The organism is Phaeobacter cretensis, assembly GCF_047372505.1.
Taxonomy (GTDB): Bacteria; Pseudomonadota; Alphaproteobacteria; order Rhodobacterales; family Rhodobacteraceae; genus Phaeobacter; species Phaeobacter cretensis.
On sequence record NZ_JBKBEU010000001.1, the window covers coordinates 3,471,466 to 3,487,801 of the forward strand.

Genomic DNA, 16,336 nt, shown 5'->3' on the forward strand with positions numbered 1-16,336 from the left:
CCTGCAAAGCAACCTTTCTTCAGTGAAGTGCCGCATCGCTTGTGCAGCAGGGCACAGGTCCATTTTCATTCGGGAATACGTAGTGCCCAATTCCAAAACCGGCACGCACGCATTGCGGAATAAGCCGCCCAGGTGCGCAGGGCAGGGGCGTGGACGCTAAGTGCCGCCTCAAACCACTGGCTGTCGGCAAAGGCCACACGGTAGCCTTCCTCCAGCAATGTGTCGTGTATTACAGCAGATTTCAGAAAGTGGGGATCGTCAGGCGAAAAAAGCCAATGCAACCAGGCAGGTACCGAGCTTTCAAATTCACGGCCCGCCGGGATAGTGAGCAGCCAGCCGCTGTCTTTCTTGCCGATACTCCAGCTTAGATCGCGTGTCGTGGCATAACTGCGCGAGGTGCCCTTACGATACCAATTGGTGTCCGGTTTAGCGTTCATTTCGTAGCCTTTTTATGTGGCGTTCAGCTGTGAAATTTGTCGTCAGGACACCACTATGGCTGTCGTTGATGACCAGATCCAGCCGGTGGACAGCTTAGATAGCATCTGGCCATCGTTTTACTATGTTCCTGTGTATTCAGGTTTACGTCGCGCGATCCAGGCGTCCAACCCTTCCCGCACATCATCTGTCGCGGCCATTCTGGCGAACATTTCGCGCTCAATCAGCAGACCTTCATCGATCGTGGTATTGATACCTCTGGTCACGGCAGCGATGATCCGTGATGCTGCAAGGGGCGAATGGCGGATTATTCTCTCGGCCAGATCGATTGCCGAGGGCAGAAGCTGTTCATGCGGCACAACTTTGTTGACCACGCCAATTTCATGGGCTCGTTCTGCTGAGAATGTATCGCCGGTCAAAAGGAGCTCTAGTGCCCGCTTGCGGCCTGCAAGCCGGGTCAATCGCTGTGTCCCGCCAAATGTTGGTGGTATTCCGATATTGATTTCTGGTTTTGCAAAGACAGCCCGCTCGCTTGCGACCGCCAGATGAACGGCCTCGGTGATTTCGCATCCGCCACCAAAGGCAATTCCGTTTACCGCCGCAATGATCGGTTTTGGAAAAGACTCCAGCCGGGCGGTCACTGTCTGGCCACGCTTGCAAAATTCTCTCACAGAGATGTCGACTCCGGCTTTGATGCTTTGAGTGAATTCATGGATGTCGCCACCTGCAGAGAATGCCCGCTCACCGGCGCCGGTCAATATGACAGCCCGGAGTGTCGGATCGCGCTCTATTTCATCGAGCAAGTCCAAAATTCGGTCGTTGGTGGCGTAGTTAAGCGCATTCAACTTCTCCGGACGATTAAATGTAAGAAGAGCAATTGCGCCATTTTTCTCAAACTTGATCAAGTCAGTCATGTCGATCTCCCGTTGCTTTTGGAAACCATATGGCGTGGTTTGATTGACGTATACTTACTGTATAGTATACATCCATATGGCATTGAAAAACCGACCCGCAAAAGACCGCATTCTGGATGCAGCGAACCGGCTGTTCTACGCTGAGGGAATTCGCGCCGTCAGCGTCGATGCGATATCGGCGAAAGCCGGACTTACCAAGAAGACGCTTTATTATCACTTCAAGAGCAAAGATGATCTGATCGAGGCCTATCTCGCTTCGCGGGATCAGCCCAATCTCGATCTCTTTAGGAAGTGGTTTGATGAGGTCGACGGCACGCTTCCAGAGAAAGTCGAGGCAATCTTCACCAACCTTGCCAAATCCGCCCGCCATCCAAAATGGAAAGGATGCGGTTTTCTGCGCACAGCGGCTGAGCTTGCGAATATGCCGGGTCATCCGGCCATGAAGGTTGGTGCTGCCCATAAGAAGAAATTTGAGGCTTGGTTGGCTCGGGAGTTCGAGGATCGCGGCACCTCTCAACCGCAGGAACTCGCACGGTATATCGTTCTGCTAATGGATGGCGCATTTTCAACGGTGCTCATTCATAGTGATCCAACATATATTGAGTCTGCAGGGACTGCGGCCAAAGAAATGGTTTTAGCAAAGTCTTAGACGGTTCATTGCTCGAAGGTTTTGTTATTGAAGGATTGTTCGGCAGTTTGTCCGGCATGGAAAACCTTGCGCAGGGCTGGGCTATTGATTGTTGAGGGGCAACTCTCCGAGCAACGCCGACGCGCTTATTTTGATCACAGGTGCTTGCACTGATTGGCATCCCGCTACGTTGGAGCGTTACGGACCCGTGCCTCAATCGACATCGAAAACCTCAAGAAATGAGAATTTCGTGTCAGGCAATTTTGACCCAAACGTCAAGCATATCTAACCTAAACCCGCAATTCGCCGAGAGTACGACGATGGTCAGAAACGCGAACCGATAAGACTAAGAAGACATAGCCTAGCGGCTGCTTTTATTATTCTCCATCCTCTGCGAGCAGAGTTTCTAGACCCCCAACTTTCATGCGTTAGCCGACTTGCTACTTGCGAGCGCTATCGCGGCAGTGCCGAAAGCTTCTTTTGTCTGTTGCAGGTCATCTTTGGTTAAGGCCAGAGACGGATATAATTTACCGGGTGATTTGAAGATACCGTGCTCCCGCAGGATAGCGTTCCAGACCGCGTTGTCTTGTGGGTCAAGATGTTCAGCACTGCGATAGTCTTTGACGTCTTTGCTGGTGAAAAAGATATCAAATATGGTCGGGTCGCCGCAGATTTGATGGTCTATACTCACCTTATTCAGGGCTTCGCTCTGCATGCCCATCAAGCTTTGACCGAGGCCGCGCAAGCGGTCATACTGGTCAGGGCGGCGAAGGATTTCCATTGTCTTCAGGCCTGCCGCGGCGGCTACCGGATTGCCCGACAACGTACCCAGTTGCATCAACCATTTCTCTGCGTCGACGCGGGCCTTGTCAAAATGGGCCATAATTTCGCTGCTCGCCCCGAGGGCTGCCAACGGAAAGCCGCCGCCGATGATCTTGCCCAGTGTACAGATGTCGGGCGTCACACCATAACGTTGCTGCGCGCCTCCGTAGGCGAGGCGAAAGCCGGTGACGATTTCGTCGAAGATCAATAGCACGTCATGTTTGTCGCACAGATCGCGCAGGCCTTGCAGAAAGCCGGAGACTGCAGGGATGATCCGCTGCAAAGGCTCCGCGATGATGGCGGCTATGTCGTCGTTTTCGGCTAGTAGGTTTGCGACCGCCTCCAGATCGTTAAAGGGCGCGACCAGCATCTCGTCGGCTACGCCCTTTGGGATGCCTGCGCTGTCCGGAACAGCCGAGGGGAAATTCACGGCGCGCGCTGGCGCAAGGCTCATCTGCGCTTCGGCGCTCATACCGTGGTAGCCGCCCTCGAATTTCAGAATCTTGGTCTTGCGGGTAAAGGCGCGGGCCAAGCGGATGGCATACATGTCTGCCTCGCCCCCTGAAGTGACAAAGCGGACCTGCTCGCAACTGGGCACGGCATCGACGATGGCTTCGGCCAGCTCAATCCCGCGTGCGTTGTTGGCGAAGAATGTCATGCCCTTGGGCAATTGTTCCAGTACCGCCTCCATCACTTCGGGGTGGCCGTGACCCAACAGCATTGGGCCGGATCCAATGAGATAATCAACGTATTCATTGTTATTCTCGTCCCAGACATGACTGCCCTCACCGCGCGCAATCACGACGCCTGCGTCGAAATTGCCGAAACCGGCGGCGGGCAGAACCTCGCGGGCGCGGGCAATCCAATCGGCTTGGTTGTGTGTTCTGTGCATGATGTCAGTCCAGTATTAGGTCGGGTGGCCCGAGGAGGTCAGTGTCACTGGTGATGCCAAGGCCGGGGCCATCGGGCGGGGCGATGCGTCCTTGCTCCCGGTTTGGGGCGGATGGAGCTAGGCGTGGGGCCACGTAAGCCGATAGATCACAGACATTCTGTATCCGGGACGGGTCCATCGCTGTGGCACGGCGCAGCGCGGCGGCGGCCGCGACATCGGAGCCCGAAGCGCATTCGACACACATTTCTGCTCCCAATTGCAGACACAGATCGCGGACGCGGCGCAGTGTTAAAAGGCCACCGAATTTCGACAGTTTCAGCGCCACGACTTCCATGATCCCAAGGCCATGGGCCTCCAACAGAGACCCGGTGTCATGGACCAGTTCGTCAAGTTTCATCTGCAGTCCGGTCGCCGAGCGCACGCGTGCGCAATCGTCCAGCGTAGCGCTGGGTTGTTCCAGCATGATGTCGAGATGCGCGATGATCCGTCCGACCCGTTTTGCATCGAGCGAGGTCGCTTCGCAATTCCAGTCACCATAGACGACGGGGTCTGAGCTGGCCGCTTCGCGCACCTTGGTCAGCCGCTCCACATCCGGCTGCCAGTCGCCCGAAGCGCCAAGCTCGGCTTGAAACTGGGTCATGCCTTGGGCCTGTGCGTCAAGTGCGATTCGGGCCATTTCATCGGGTGCGACGCAGGTGATCGAATGGTAGAGCGGCCGGCCTGCCGCTTTACCAGTTATATCCCCCCGAGCGATGTTGAGCGCGGATTTCGCATAGACGTGACCGGGAAGCCAGGCGTCGGTCCGCGCCATGGTGGCCTCGACACCCACTGGGTTCTGACCGATCAGAATTGGTGCGAGTTTGGTCAGAGCAGGGCCAACACCACGCGCGTAGGCGGGCAGGCAATGCGGGATCGGGCAGACCTCGTCCCATCCCGTGATGCCTGAATCGGTCTCTACCGTGACCACCACCGTTTCGACCGTGTTGCCGGTTTTACCTTTGCCCATGTGGCCCGTCTCTTGGCTGGTGAGGGGAACGTGCCGCGGCTTCAAGCACGTGATTGCAATGTCCGACCGCCTGCGGAGCTGCGCCACTTTCGCTGGCTCAATCAAGGCGGTTGTCATTGCGCGGGTTCCATCGCCGCGTCTGTTCTGGGCAGCAGGCTTTGCGGGTCATAGGCGGGCTCGCCCAATACGCGCGCAGGCCGTGGCTTGCTGTGGATGACGACCTCCAATGCGGTTCCTGACACGGCGGCCTGCGGTTTGATATAGGCAAAGGCGAGGATTTTGCCGACGGTGGGGCCATAGGCGACTGAGGCGGTTGATCCGACCACTTCGCCATGTAGCAAGACCGCCTCTCCGCCATGGCCGTCAATCTCGCCATCTGGCTCAATCTCAAGGTAGGCGCAGACCCAAGGCAGATCCGTGTTCAAGGTCTTGTTGCGGCCAAGATAGGCCTTGTCGGTGCGCGCAAGGCGCAGAACGTCTGCCTCGGCCAGCGTCACTTCGTTGGTCAGCTCACCCGCGCCCTTGAAACCCTTTTCCATCCGCATCACGTTCATGGCAAAGCTGCCGTAGTCGACGATGCCATGAGCCTGTCCCGCTGTCCAAAGGGCCGTGTAGACGTCTGCCATTGCCGCAAAGGGCATGTGTAATTCCCAGCCCAGTTCGCCAGCATAAGACATGCGAAAGCCCCAGACTTTGTGGCCTGCGACAATAATCTCCTGCGCAGAGCGCCAGCGGAATGACGCGTTGTCGAGGGCCGCATCGGTGCAGGCGCCCAGTACATCGCGGGATTTTGGTCCGTTCAGCGACAGCGCGCCCCATGTGCTGGACAGGGTAGTCACGGTGGCATCGACGCCATTGCGGTGCGTTTCCAGATGATCCAGCAAACGCTGTTCAAAGAAGGCGGCGCAGACCAGGTAAAACCGATCCTCGGCCATGCGAACGATGGTGGTCTCCAACTCAATCCGGCCTGCACGGTTCAACATATGTGTCAGAGTAATCGACCCGACTTTCTGCGGCATCCGGTTCGCAGTTAGCCTATCCAGCAGGGCGTAGGCACCGGGGCCAGCTAGCTCAACCTTGGTGAATGCGGTGACATCCATGATCCCGACGCTTTCCCGCACAGCCTTGACCTCAGTCGCTACCATGTCGTCAACAGCCGTCCGGCGGAAAGAGTAGTGATCCTCTTGCGCCACCCCATCACGGGCAAACCACCGGGGGCGCTCAAAGCCGTAGACCTCTTCATGGACAGCGCCTTTTGCTTGTAGCAGCACGTGTAATGGCGAGGGTTTGATCGGACGTCCCGCAAGACGGTTGAAATGCGGGAAGGGTACTTCGTGGCGCAGGCAGTAGTCTTCGCAGGCCTTCACCACCTGCCAGTCCTTGGCCGCATAGCTGCCAAAGCGGCGTGGATCATAGTCGCGCATCGAAATATCAGCGGGGCCGTGCACCATCCACTGCGCCAATTCTCGCGTCAGACCCGGTCCCCAGCCAATGCCGATTTGGGTGCCGCAACAGCACCAGTAATTGCGCACACCCGGTGCGGGGCCGATCAGCGGATTGCCATCGGGCGGATGCGAGATCGCGCCGTGGACACCACCACAATGCCGTTTTGAGACCAACATGACCGTTGCCGCACTCTGCTCGAACGTTAGGTTTTCGTCAGGTTTGCTTTTTGAGACGAAGTGAGATGCACGTGCCTGCTGAATCACTCGTCATACTGAAGTCAGCCCCAATTGCAGTACAGCGACGTTTCATGTTTGCGATGCCGTTGGACGGGTGCTCCAGAGATGCTTGTTCGGCCATGTTGAACCCGTGACCGTTATCGGAAATCTTTATCTGGGTTTCATCTACGAAGACGATGATTGTATTGGCCCTGGCGTGTTTGATCACATTTGTAATGGCCTCCTGGACGATCCGTGCCAGATGCAGGCTTTGCGATGGCCCTGGATTGACGAGCACAGGTTCGCCGCACACTTGCCAGTCAAATTTGATCCCGTGTTCAGACAGCAACCCTTCAAGCCGCATACGCAGCATACCCAGAAGGGTCACAGTGCTTTCTGAATTCTCCATACTGTCAAGCATCAGCGCCAGATCACGCAGCGCGTCTTCAAGGGCCCGCCGGACCTTTTGGTCGCCGACATGATTGCTGTCCATATAGGCCAGCGTGCTGACCAATTGCCCACCAATTCCATCATGCAAATCGAGCATGATGCGGTCGCGTTCTTCCGCGATTGCCTCACGGCGGCGAATGTCCGTCAGTTCGGCAAAGCTTGCCTCCAGCTCGGCGGACTTCTGGGTGATTGTGTCATTGAGCGATGCCGCCAGCGTTTCATAGCCTTGCAGGCTGTGGATTAATCGCGACAGGATCAACCAGATGCAGGCCAGTGACATCACCAGGGGCATCAGATGGAAAACATGAATAGTTCGGTCAGGCGTCGCACTCAACAACAGGTACATTTCATAGAGACCTAGTACGAGCGAAAGGCTGAGGCAGCCAAAGAACACATGCATATCCAACTGAGTCAGCAAAGACCGGTTGAGCCATAACATCACCAGCACAGTAAAAGCTGACGGCACTGTGATCAAAGCGGCCGCCAGCATGCTCATAACGAAGGTATAGCCTGACGGGCTGATGAGAATGACCATACAGGCCAGCGCCAATAGCACAGCATGTAAGTGCTCGGGCCAGATCATCCGCAGGCTTAGAAATCGTCGCAGAAATTTGAGAATAAATAGCACATAAAGCGATGCGCATGATGTCCATAGCAGGGTGGATAATGTGTAGGATCCCATTGTGCTGCCAAAGCCAAACTGGGTCAGAATACCTGTGGCTGTGACGCAGGCCAGTCCCAGCCACAGGTATTCGTGTTCGCGGCGTCTAAAGCTCCAGACGACCAGCAGGGCGGCGGTCAGCACCAGCATGAGCCCCAATGTGAACCGTGCAAGGCCTTGGCTGAGAAAGAACCGCCAAGCTTGATATGGCGCGAGGACATCGAGCGGGCCGAAGAAAAACGGCTGCAGGTCCAACCCCTCATTCGGGCGTCCGTGCAGCCTGAGTGTCAATGTAACCTGCGGTCCCGCAAGCAAAGCGGGGGGGAGGTCAATTAACACTGGTTTGTTCCAAAGTCGGTCAGGAAGCGTATTGGCGTGGATCAGCGCATCGTTAATCCATACATCCAGGTTGTCTGTAAGCTTCGGTAGGTAAAGGGCTTTTATGTCATTGGGCGGAGTTTCATGAGGCAGTATCACCTGCATCTGGCGGGTCACGATCTGATCTGATGGGCGCACCTGAGAGAAATAGGGCAAGGTGATTGGTGCGGTTCGTGTACAGGCCAAATCATCGCACAAAGACACCTCTGTGATCATCTGCGCTCCGTCTATCGTGTCGATTTTGCCAAGATTGAACGCATAGAGCATGACCGCCAGTCCAATCACCCACGTAGCGATACCGAGGCAGATCACCCAGACGTGGCGGGTCATATCATACCGATCCTTGAGGCCCGTGCGACCGCTTCCATGTTCGAGCCAACCTCAAGCTTGCGATAGATGTTGGTGATGTGGTTGCCCACGGTACCTGCGCTGATCCCCAGTTGATCCGCAATCTCGTGGCGTTTGTAGCCACGGGACACGGCGCGCAGGATCTCTGTCTCGCGTTCCGTCAAGGGAGAGGTTTCGGGGGTCGTGGCGGCGCCCTCTTTCACGATCGCCAGCAGATGGCGAGCAATGGCTGGGCTGATCGGGCTGCCGCCGTCCAGCACGCTGAGAATATCGTCACCGATCTGATCGAGCCCGCCGCCTTTGAGGATATAGCCCTTGGCGCCGGCCTGAATGGCCTCGACCACGCGGGCCTCATCGCCAAAGATCGACACGACCATGGCATCGACCGTCCAATCGGCACTGACACAGGCGCGCACCGCTTCGATCCCTGATCCGTCAGGCAGGCCGATATCTACAAGAACAACACGCGGACGCAGATCAAACAGCATGTTCAAACCCTGATCGAGCGTCATTGCATGCCCCACCAGATCAATATCGTTGGTCGCGGCCACGGCATCTATCAGACGCGTGGCAATATCGGGCCGGTCTTCGATGATCAGGACGGGCTGATGGGGCACGTCGCACCTCTTTTGAGATCTCTGGCCGGGTCAGCCTAGCAGGGTGGCCGCAATATCACATGTGTGAATCCACACATATTCGCCCGCAAGGCCCGCCTCTATCTTTTGCGCAAGATAAGGGCGGGAAGGTGAATGTTGTATTTCAGGTCAGTCTTCAAAGGCGTAGGTATGAGCTGTGCCGCCCAACCACTGCGCGCGGTGTCCCTGATGCGTTGCCTTGTTTGGTGTCTTACCGGCATCCTACTATGGCTTGTGCTGCTAACCCCGGATCAGGCGCAGGCGCAGAGCGCCAATTGCGGAAATACTTACTTCACGCGTTCCACGCGAGTACACGCACCCGGCATAGAACTTTTTTCCCGAGATCGGCTAGAACCAGAGTTTTCTGTCGGGTTCGCCGGCCCAAACGGAGAGTGCGATGCCAGTCGTGGTTCTCGCGAACATGTTAGCATACCAATCGGAACAGCGAGATCCAATGGTATTAGTTTTCGTCAAAAAATTTCTTATAAATCCAGTTTGTTTTCTCCAATATGTGAATCTAGCGCGTCAGGGAATGGCTGCCGCATAGCTTTTAATACCTGCCGACCATCGCATTTCTGCTCATGGGCCGCCGCCCTTCCAGGCGGTATTATTGTCAGATTTAATTCGCTGAATGATGATATCACTCAAGTTCGGGTTTCTGGCGGGCCGTTCACTGCAGCACCCGTACAGCCATTGCAATTCTCAATGTCTCACAGCGCGGCTTCGGTGCAGGCTGGCGATACGGCGAGCGTTACCTACACAATCACCAACCCCAACACGATCACTACAGCTGCGAATGTACGCTTTGACCATGACTTCGCAGCCTTCGCACCTGGCATCACAGTGCCCACGCTTCCTTCGGGCGGGTTTTGCGGTGCGGGCTCCACTGCGGCGCGTACAAGCACGCCGGGCTTTCCCGATAGTTTCATCGAATTCCGCAACATGTCGCTTGGTCAGGGGCAAAGCTGCTCTTTTTCGGTGGACTATGCGGTGCCTGGCACGTTTAGAAACGCCTCGCTTGAGCAGCGCACGGGTGCGCTTTCCGCGGATATTCTGGGCGCGACACAACAATCTGCCGCACGAAGTTCCACTATCAATGTCACCGATCTTTTACCTGCTGAGCCGGCGAGTTTATCCATGCAATTGGTTCCTGCCTCCCTACCGGCCGGAGCCGCGCGTAGCATTCGCTATACGATCAGTCTGCCAGCAGGCGGGCGTTCGGTGGATCGGATCGAATTTGAACATGATGTGGCGTTCTTTTCTACTGGTGTCACGATTGACGCGGCAATTGTACCTGCCACTCCCTGCGGGGCGGGGTCTTCGTTCGTGTCCTATGGGACAGCGTCACAATACCAGTTGCTGGGTGGTCAAATTAACCCGGGGGGCAGCTGCACATTCGATGTTCCGATCCTGACCGCGGGCGTTGCGGCGGGCAGCTTTGAGCAACGCACAGGGGCTTTGCGCACGGTGATTGGGGCCAACACGTTCACCAGCTCGGCCGCAAGCGCCATGATGGAGGTAACAGGCACTGTCACGACGCCGCCTGTGATCACCGTCAGCAATGTACGAAAGGCACTGGATGCAGGGGCAGCGACCGCGTCAGTGATATTGAATGCCACTGCGACGGACGAATCCGGCGATCCGGTCGCGGTCACTTATCAACTCAATGGCAATGCCATCACCAGCCCCCATGCCTTCCCTGAGGGGGCCAGCACCGTCACGGTTCGGGCCGAAGACAACAGCGGTAATGTCGCAACGGATACATTCACCGTCACCACCTTCCCAAATCAGCCTCTGGACCTGACGGGTCAGTTTATCGGCGGGCCATTGTTGCCGGGCCAAAGCGCCAGTTACCAGGTCACGCTGCGCAACCCGAATGGCGTTGCGGTTACGGCCGACCCCGCTATCGCTGGCTTTGGCGATGCGAACAATCAGCCAACGATTGGTGTGTTGCCCAACAATGTAACGGCTTCGGTGAGCGCAATAAGCGGTGCCGGGTGCTCTGGCTCTCTGACGCAGTTTCCAGCACCGGTGAGCGGCGGGGCCGGCGGGACCGTTGATCTGGCTGCGGGGGCCAGCTGTTCCATCACGATCACGCTGACAGCGGGTTCTAATCCCGAAGTCGGAACGTTCGCCACTTTTGCCTCTGCCGAGTTCGACAATATCGGCGGCAACTTCTCAAGCGGCGGTGCGCTGTCGCCTGTCATTGTTGCCACATCGGATACCACGCCGCCTGTTATCTCTGCGTCTGCGGATCTGACTGCAAACACTGATGCGGGAGAGCCGTTTGCCCGGCTAGATGTGACTGGTCTGGGATCGGTGACAGACAATAGCGGATCTGTGCCTACAATCACCTACAGCGTTGGCGCGACTGTGTTGAGCGGGCCATTCGATTTTCCCATTGGCGCCACAACCGTCACCATGGACGCCTCGGATACATCGGGCAATGCAGCCACGCAGGCGAGCTTTATGGTCACTATCTCGGACATTGAGGCCCCGGTGATCAGCGCAAATGCGCCCGCGCCGGTAAGGGCCGCTTTAGGGGCGAGCAGCGCCAGCGCAGCTTTCACCGCCAGCGCCTCGGATAATTCTGGGGATCCTGTCACGCTTGTCTTCGAGCTTGCAAACGGTACCCAGATCACCAGCCCCCATGACTTCGCCGTCGGCACAACCACCGTCACCGTGCGCGCCATCGACAGTGCTGGCAATGAAGCCACGGAAGATTTCGATGTAGTGGTCACGGATGGGTCGTCACCAACGATCGCGCTTTCTGCCGACACAACCAACCTGCGCGCGGGACAGACCGCAACGGTGACATTCGATTTAAACAAAGACACCACTGATTTTGAAGAAACAGATGTTGCCGTTACCGGAGGCACGCTGAGCGATTTCAGCGGATCAGGCCAGAGCTACAGCGCAACATTCTCGCCTGATGCAAGCAGCACGACTGAGGGGAGACTGTCTGTTGCCAGTGGCAGCTTCACAGATGCGGTAGGCAACGCCAATGCGGATGGGGCTGATGCCGACAACACGCTGGTGATTGCCATTGACACAGTACTCCCCAGTGCCACAATCAGCGCGCTGTCAGGGCCAGATAGTGGAGCCTTCACCGCCTCCATTACCCTCAGCGAACCCAGCACGGATTTTGACGCTGATGATCTCGTCCTCGTCAACGCCGATGCCGTTCTGGCAGGGAGTGGCGACACCTACAGGGTCACGCTAACGCCTCGCGGCAATGGCCTCGTTTCAGTTGCCATTGCGGCCAACAGCTTCTCAGATGGGGCCGGAAACAGTAATGACGCGGCTTCGAACACCGAAAGCGCTATCTTTGACGGGACATTGCTCACTGTGGAAATCACTGGCTTGCCAGACACTTTCATTGCGCAGACCGCTCTGACGGCAACCATTACATTTTCAGAAGCAGTCAGCGGCTTTGAGATCGCAGACCTGATCTTTGGGAATGCCACCGCCATCGTGCTAGCAGGATCGGGTGCGAGTTACACCGCGCGGATCAGGCCCACAGGTCGTGGCGATGTCACGTTGCAAGTGCCTGCCAATGCCGCGCGGAATGCTGCTGGACGCGGCAATATCGCATCTACTTCTGCGAGGGTGCGCAACGAAACAGTCGGGCAGACCCAAAGGCAAATCGCGCAGTTTATGGCCAGCCGCGCCAATCAACTGGTCGCCAGCCAGCCTGGTCTAGCCTGCCATCTTAGACAAAGCTGTTCCGGCGGGAGTGCTGAGGCAAACGTCACCAGAGGCCACCTGTCATTCAACCTCAACTCCCGCCCCAACTGGCCTGTCTGGTTTCAGCTCAACGGCACAAGAACCAATGAAAGCAGCACCAGTAGCGATTACCTGTTTGGCGCTTTTGGAGCGCATCGCGAGATCAACGACAATACTCTAGTGGGCCTTTTGTTTGAGTTTGATCATGTCAGGCAATCAAGTGGCACATCGAACATCGAAGGTACAGGCTGGCTGGTAGGACCGTATTTTGTCACCCGGTTGCCCAACCAACCTTTGTATCTAGAGGGCCGTCTTCTCGCTGGAATGAGCCACAACCGTATTCAGCCCTTTGGCACATACAAGGACAAATTTGAAACCAAGCGATTGCTGGCGCAGCTTAAGGTTTCAGGGCAATTGGAATATGGCGAAACCACCCTGATCCCCAGCCTCGCCGGTTCTTACGTCGCAGATACCCAACTGGCCTATACGGACAGTCTCGGCAACCACATAGCGGAGCAGGGTATCGAATTAGGGCAGTTGGAGCTGGGTTTGGATTTTGAGACGCCTGCGGCTATCCTGGGTCAGCTATGGACCTTGGGCGGCGGTGTCTCCGCCATCTACTCAACTACATCAGGTTCCGGAGCAGCCCAATCCGTAGTCACAAACTATAATGGCGGACGCGCCAGGCTCGAACTTTCTGGATCAACCATATTCAGTAACGGCGCCTACCTGAACCTCGGAGCGTCATATGATGGCATCGGCGCAAGCGGGTTTGAAGCCGTAGGTTTCGAACTCGGGTTCCAATGGGAATTTTAGACATCGCGAATGCCACCATTCGCACAATGCGCAGCCGGAGACGGCCGGAAGCTGCACTTATAGCGAAGTGCGGATTCTCGGCGCGGCCTCGCAGCGATGGCAGAAGTTTGGGCTGTTTAATTTGAACGACTTTGCAACTTCGGCTTTGTGCGCATAGCCGCCGGTCCAAACCGCCGGAGGCCCGCGCATGCAGTATGTGGATCGCTGCTCGTAACATGAACGTCTTCTTTGGACTGTCTCCGGCCACCTGACGATACTCAGCCAACCGACCAGACGCGCGATCATGGAGCCGCGCCGCAATAAGGCAGCTTTGAGCCCGACTCGGTCGTTGTGATTTTGTGCTGCGTGCGCTCGCAGCCTGACAAATGCGGCATGAGCGAAAAAGTTCGTGCTGCCGCGCAGCGGTTCAACTGGCCATTCGTGGATGTCGCAGCATAGATCAGGCGTCGAAATTACAAGGTACGGCCAATACCGACATTGCTGTTTGGGCATATTGCCGACGCAGCATTCACTCGCGGCACATGTGTTGTTGCAGCGCAGTGCGTGTCGTCATTCCGGTCATTCGTCGGCGTCGATTTGACCGGAACCGGGACCGCACTTTTACCGCACGCCGCTCCGACCAACAAAACGCGGGACAAATCGGCCTCCGCAAGTTAAATTTGAAGGTCCGCTATCCACTGGGACATTGGCTCCTCAAAGTTTCTAATCTGTGGCAGCCAGTCAATGGCTGACTGCAATTTCCGCGCCGACATTTGTTGATCGAGTGTCGGACCTTTCGCCCATGCACCGTTCTCCTTAACGGCATCTTCCTCTGTGCGGATGATAGGTTCTGCTGGAGAACCGAAGGCTTCGGAAATTACGGAAACGATCCTGCCTACGGTGACTCCTTCCTCAGCAACCGCATTAAAGTACCCCACAAGGTCAGAGCGTTCCACAAGGTCGCAATAAACTCGGGCCAAATCAGAGCTTTCGATCAGGGGCCAGCGTGTCGCCTCACTCCCCCAGATTTCAATTCTTTGACCGGCATTCGCGGCTGACAGAAAGCGGTGAAAAACTCCGCCATCGCGCATGTCATAAACCATTGCCGGATGGACAACCGCCGTGCGCAGCTTTGGCGCGTCGAGTAGCATTTGCGAATGCGTAACCATCCAAGAAAACGAAGGCAGCGGGTCAAATGGCCGGTCTTCCATTGCTATCTCGTCGCCGGTTCTACCGTAGAGCCAGCATCCGCCAGTATAAATCAGGCGGGTCGGCTCGGTCCGAGCTTCTGATGCTTGCGCCAACGCTTTCATAGCTTTGGCGTCCACATCGCCCATATCGTCACAAAACGTTGCAGCAGCCTGTATGACCGCGTCGTATGAGACAGCCACATCGGCCCAATTATCTGGTTTTGCAAGACTGCCTCGGAAAGGTGTCGCGCCAGCGGAAGTAAGCAGTTCGTCAGACTTTTTCGAACGGCTCAGCGCCAAGACCTGATGGTTTCGGTTCACCAGTTCTGCCACTATCGCTGTACCAATCGTCCCTGTGCCGCCTAATACGAAAACCTGCATTAATTGTTCTCCCGTTAAATGAAATCGAACGTCTACAACCTCAACCTAGGTTGAGATCAAACATCAAATTTCACCGAAGCGGACCTTTGTGAGTCGCGCAGCATTTAACACCTTGGGCTCTCACCCAGGTTTAACCGCTGGTGGTACCAGCATCCACTTCCGGCACGCGAACGGCAGCGAGTTGCCAAAGGCGTGTCCGTTGTCAGAGTTTTTGGAACCAATGGCCGCCTAATCTAAGAGAGGGTTTGGCTCATCTGGTTGGTTTGATTATGCGGCGTGCTGGCGGTGATGCAAGCGTCGCGCTTCGAGTGTCTTTCGTTTGATCCTTTCGCGTTGCCTTAGAATGGCTTTGTTGCGTCCGAAGTAGACGTCAGCGGGTGTGACGTTGTTGATGCTCTCGTGATAGCGCTGGTGGTTGTAGTGATCGACGAAGGCTTCGATCTGAGCTTCGAGGTCACCTGGCAGGAAATAGTTTTCCAGCAAGATGCGGTTCTTTAAGGTCTGGTGCCAGCGTTCGATCTTGCCCTGTGTTTGCGGATGATATGGCGCACCGCGAGAGTGCTTCATGCCTTTGTCCAGCAACCATTCCGCCAGATCCCCTGAGACGTAACTTGAGCCGTTGTCACTGAGCAGACGTGGCTTGTGAACGACGTGAACTTGGTCGCATCCAGATGCCTGCAATGCGAGGTCCAGCGTATAGGTAACGTCTTCAGTCCGCATGTTGGTGCAGAGCTTCCAGGAGACGATGTAGCGGCTGTAATCGTCGAGGACCGTACTGAGATAGAACCAGCCCCAGCCGAGAACCTTGATGTAGGTGAAGTCGGTCTGCCAAAGTTGGTTGATCCCAGTCGTCTTGTCTTTGAACTCGTTCGCTGCCTTGAGAACGATGAACGCCGGGCTGGTGATCAGATCATGCGCCTTCAGCACACGATACACTGTAGATTCTGACACGAAGTAGCGTTCCTGATCTGTGAACGTCACCGCGAGCTCACGCGGTGACAGTTCCGTTTCCTGCAGGGCGAAGTCGACAACCTTGCGCTTCACTTCGTCAGGCACGCGGTTCCAGACGTGCTTTGGCTTAGGAGATTGATCCTGCAACCCGGCCTCGCTGCAGGTATCGATCGTACCAACGATAGAACGTGGTGCGGGGGATGCCCTGCGATATACCCTCACAACGACACAACTCAGCGATGCTGTCCTCGCCGCGCAGGCCATCCAGCACGATCCGGATCTTCTCTTCGGATGAAGAGTGCCTGCCGGTCGCCCGTTTGATATCTTTGACGATCTTCTCGCCAGGGCTCTTCGTTGCCTTTCTCATCGTCCACTCCTCAGTGGTTACGATGAGCAACAAACACTCTCTTAGCAAATGACCCTATTTGGACCCATAAGTGCTGACGTCAGACAGAGAAATGAT

The 16,336-nt window shown here is 56.2% G+C and carries 9 protein-coding genes and 2 pseudogenes; 2 read left to right on the top strand and 9 right to left on the bottom strand.

The window, feature by feature from the left end; all coding sequences use genetic code 11:
• Positions 1-65: 65 nt before the first annotated feature.
• Both ACEWZM_RS16490 and ACEWZM_RS16495 read right to left on the bottom strand, forming a co-directional pair.
• The gene (locus tag ACEWZM_RS16490) at positions 66-437 is read right to left on the bottom strand and encodes a DUF1353 domain-containing protein (RefSeq protein ID WP_414007469.1); all 372 of its coding nucleotides are present in this window, start codon (positions 435-437) and stop codon (positions 66-68) included.
• A gap of 120 nt (positions 438-557) precedes the next feature.
• On the bottom strand, positions 558-1,349 hold the full coding sequence (locus ACEWZM_RS16495; protein WP_414007470.1) for a crotonase/enoyl-CoA hydratase family protein: 792 nt from the start codon (positions 1,347-1,349) through the stop codon (positions 558-560).
• A gap of 76 nt (positions 1,350-1,425) precedes the next feature.
• On the opposite strand from ACEWZM_RS16495, the gene ACEWZM_RS16500 reads away from it, so the two are divergent.
• Positions 1,426-1,998 (top strand): TetR/AcrR family transcriptional regulator, encoded by a 573-nt coding sequence (locus ACEWZM_RS16500; RefSeq protein ID WP_414007471.1) that lies wholly within the window; start codon positions 1,426-1,428, stop codon positions 1,996-1,998.
• Positions 1,999-2,398: 400 nt separating this feature from the next.
• On the opposite strand, the gene ACEWZM_RS16505 is transcribed toward ACEWZM_RS16500, so the two are convergent.
• From ACEWZM_RS16505 to ACEWZM_RS16525, 5 genes and pseudogenes are all read right to left on the bottom strand, one after another.
• Positions 2,399-3,691 (bottom strand): aspartate aminotransferase family protein, encoded by a 1,293-nt coding sequence (locus ACEWZM_RS16505; RefSeq protein WP_414007472.1) that lies wholly within the window; start codon positions 3,689-3,691, stop codon positions 2,399-2,401.
• Positions 3,692-3,695: 4 nt separating this feature from the next.
• On the bottom strand, positions 3,696-4,697 hold the full coding sequence (locus ACEWZM_RS16510; RefSeq protein ID WP_414007473.1) for a mandelate racemase/muconate lactonizing enzyme family protein: 1,002 nt from the start codon (positions 4,695-4,697) through the stop codon (positions 3,696-3,698).
• Between the two features lie 113 nt (positions 4,698-4,810).
• A pseudogene (locus ACEWZM_RS16515) lies at positions 4,811-6,289 on the bottom strand (glycine cleavage T C-terminal barrel domain-containing protein); the annotation flags it as partial.
• 67 nt (positions 6,290-6,356) lie between these two features.
• Entirely contained in the window at positions 6,357-8,177 is a 1,821-nt protein-coding gene (locus ACEWZM_RS16520) for a sensor histidine kinase (RefSeq protein ID WP_414007474.1), read from the bottom strand.
• Positions 8,174-8,812, bottom strand: a complete 639-nt coding sequence (locus ACEWZM_RS16525) for a LuxR C-terminal-related transcriptional regulator (protein ID WP_414007475.1) — start codon at positions 8,810-8,812, stop codon at positions 8,174-8,176. The genes ACEWZM_RS16520 and ACEWZM_RS16525 overlap by 4 nt, the downstream gene beginning before the upstream one ends.
• Positions 8,813-9,535: 723 nt before the next feature.
• On the opposite strand from ACEWZM_RS16525, the gene ACEWZM_RS16530 reads away from it, so the two are divergent.
• Positions 9,536-13,372 (top strand): Ig-like domain-containing protein, encoded by a 3,837-nt coding sequence (locus ACEWZM_RS16530; protein ID WP_414007476.1) that lies wholly within the window; start codon positions 9,536-9,538, stop codon positions 13,370-13,372.
• Positions 13,373-14,025: 653 nt separating this feature from the next.
• On the opposite strand, the gene ACEWZM_RS16535 is transcribed toward ACEWZM_RS16530, so the two are convergent.
• Both ACEWZM_RS16535 and ACEWZM_RS16540 read right to left on the bottom strand, forming a co-directional pair.
• The gene (locus ACEWZM_RS16535) at positions 14,026-14,922 is read right to left on the bottom strand and encodes an NAD-dependent epimerase/dehydratase family protein (RefSeq protein ID WP_414007477.1); all 897 of its coding nucleotides are present in this window, start codon (positions 14,920-14,922) and stop codon (positions 14,026-14,028) included.
• 267 nt (positions 14,923-15,189) lie between these two features.
• A pseudogene (locus ACEWZM_RS16540) lies at positions 15,190-16,240 on the bottom strand (IS3 family transposase).
• Positions 16,241-16,336: the final 96 nt, after the last annotated feature.

Excerpts from the sequence above, each read along its gene's own strand:
- ACEWZM_RS16500 (WP_414007471.1), top strand. The coding sequence starts at position 1,426 with ATGGCATTGAAAAACCGACCCGCAAAAGACCGCATTCTGGATGCAGCG.
- ACEWZM_RS16520 (WP_414007474.1), bottom strand. The coding sequence starts at position 8,177 with ATGACCCGCCACGTCTGGGTGATCTGCCTCGGTATCGCTACGTGGGTG.
- ACEWZM_RS16505 (WP_414007472.1), bottom strand. The coding sequence starts at position 3,691 with ATGCACAGAACACACAACCAAGCCGATTGGATTGCCCGCGCCCGCGAG.
- ACEWZM_RS16510 (WP_414007473.1), bottom strand. The coding sequence starts at position 4,697 with ATGGGCAAAGGTAAAACCGGCAACACGGTCGAAACGGTGGTGGTCACG.
- ACEWZM_RS16530 (WP_414007476.1), top strand. The coding sequence starts at position 9,536 with ATGTCTCACAGCGCGGCTTCGGTGCAGGCTGGCGATACGGCGAGCGTT.
- ACEWZM_RS16495 (WP_414007470.1), bottom strand. The coding sequence starts at position 1,349 with ATGACTGACTTGATCAAGTTTGAGAAAAATGGCGCAATTGCTCTTCTT.
- ACEWZM_RS16490 (WP_414007469.1), bottom strand. The coding sequence starts at position 437 with ATGAACGCTAAACCGGACACCAATTGGTATCGTAAGGGCACCTCGCGC.
- ACEWZM_RS16535 (WP_414007477.1), bottom strand. The coding sequence starts at position 14,922 with ATGCAGGTTTTCGTATTAGGCGGCACAGGGACGATTGGTACAGCGATA.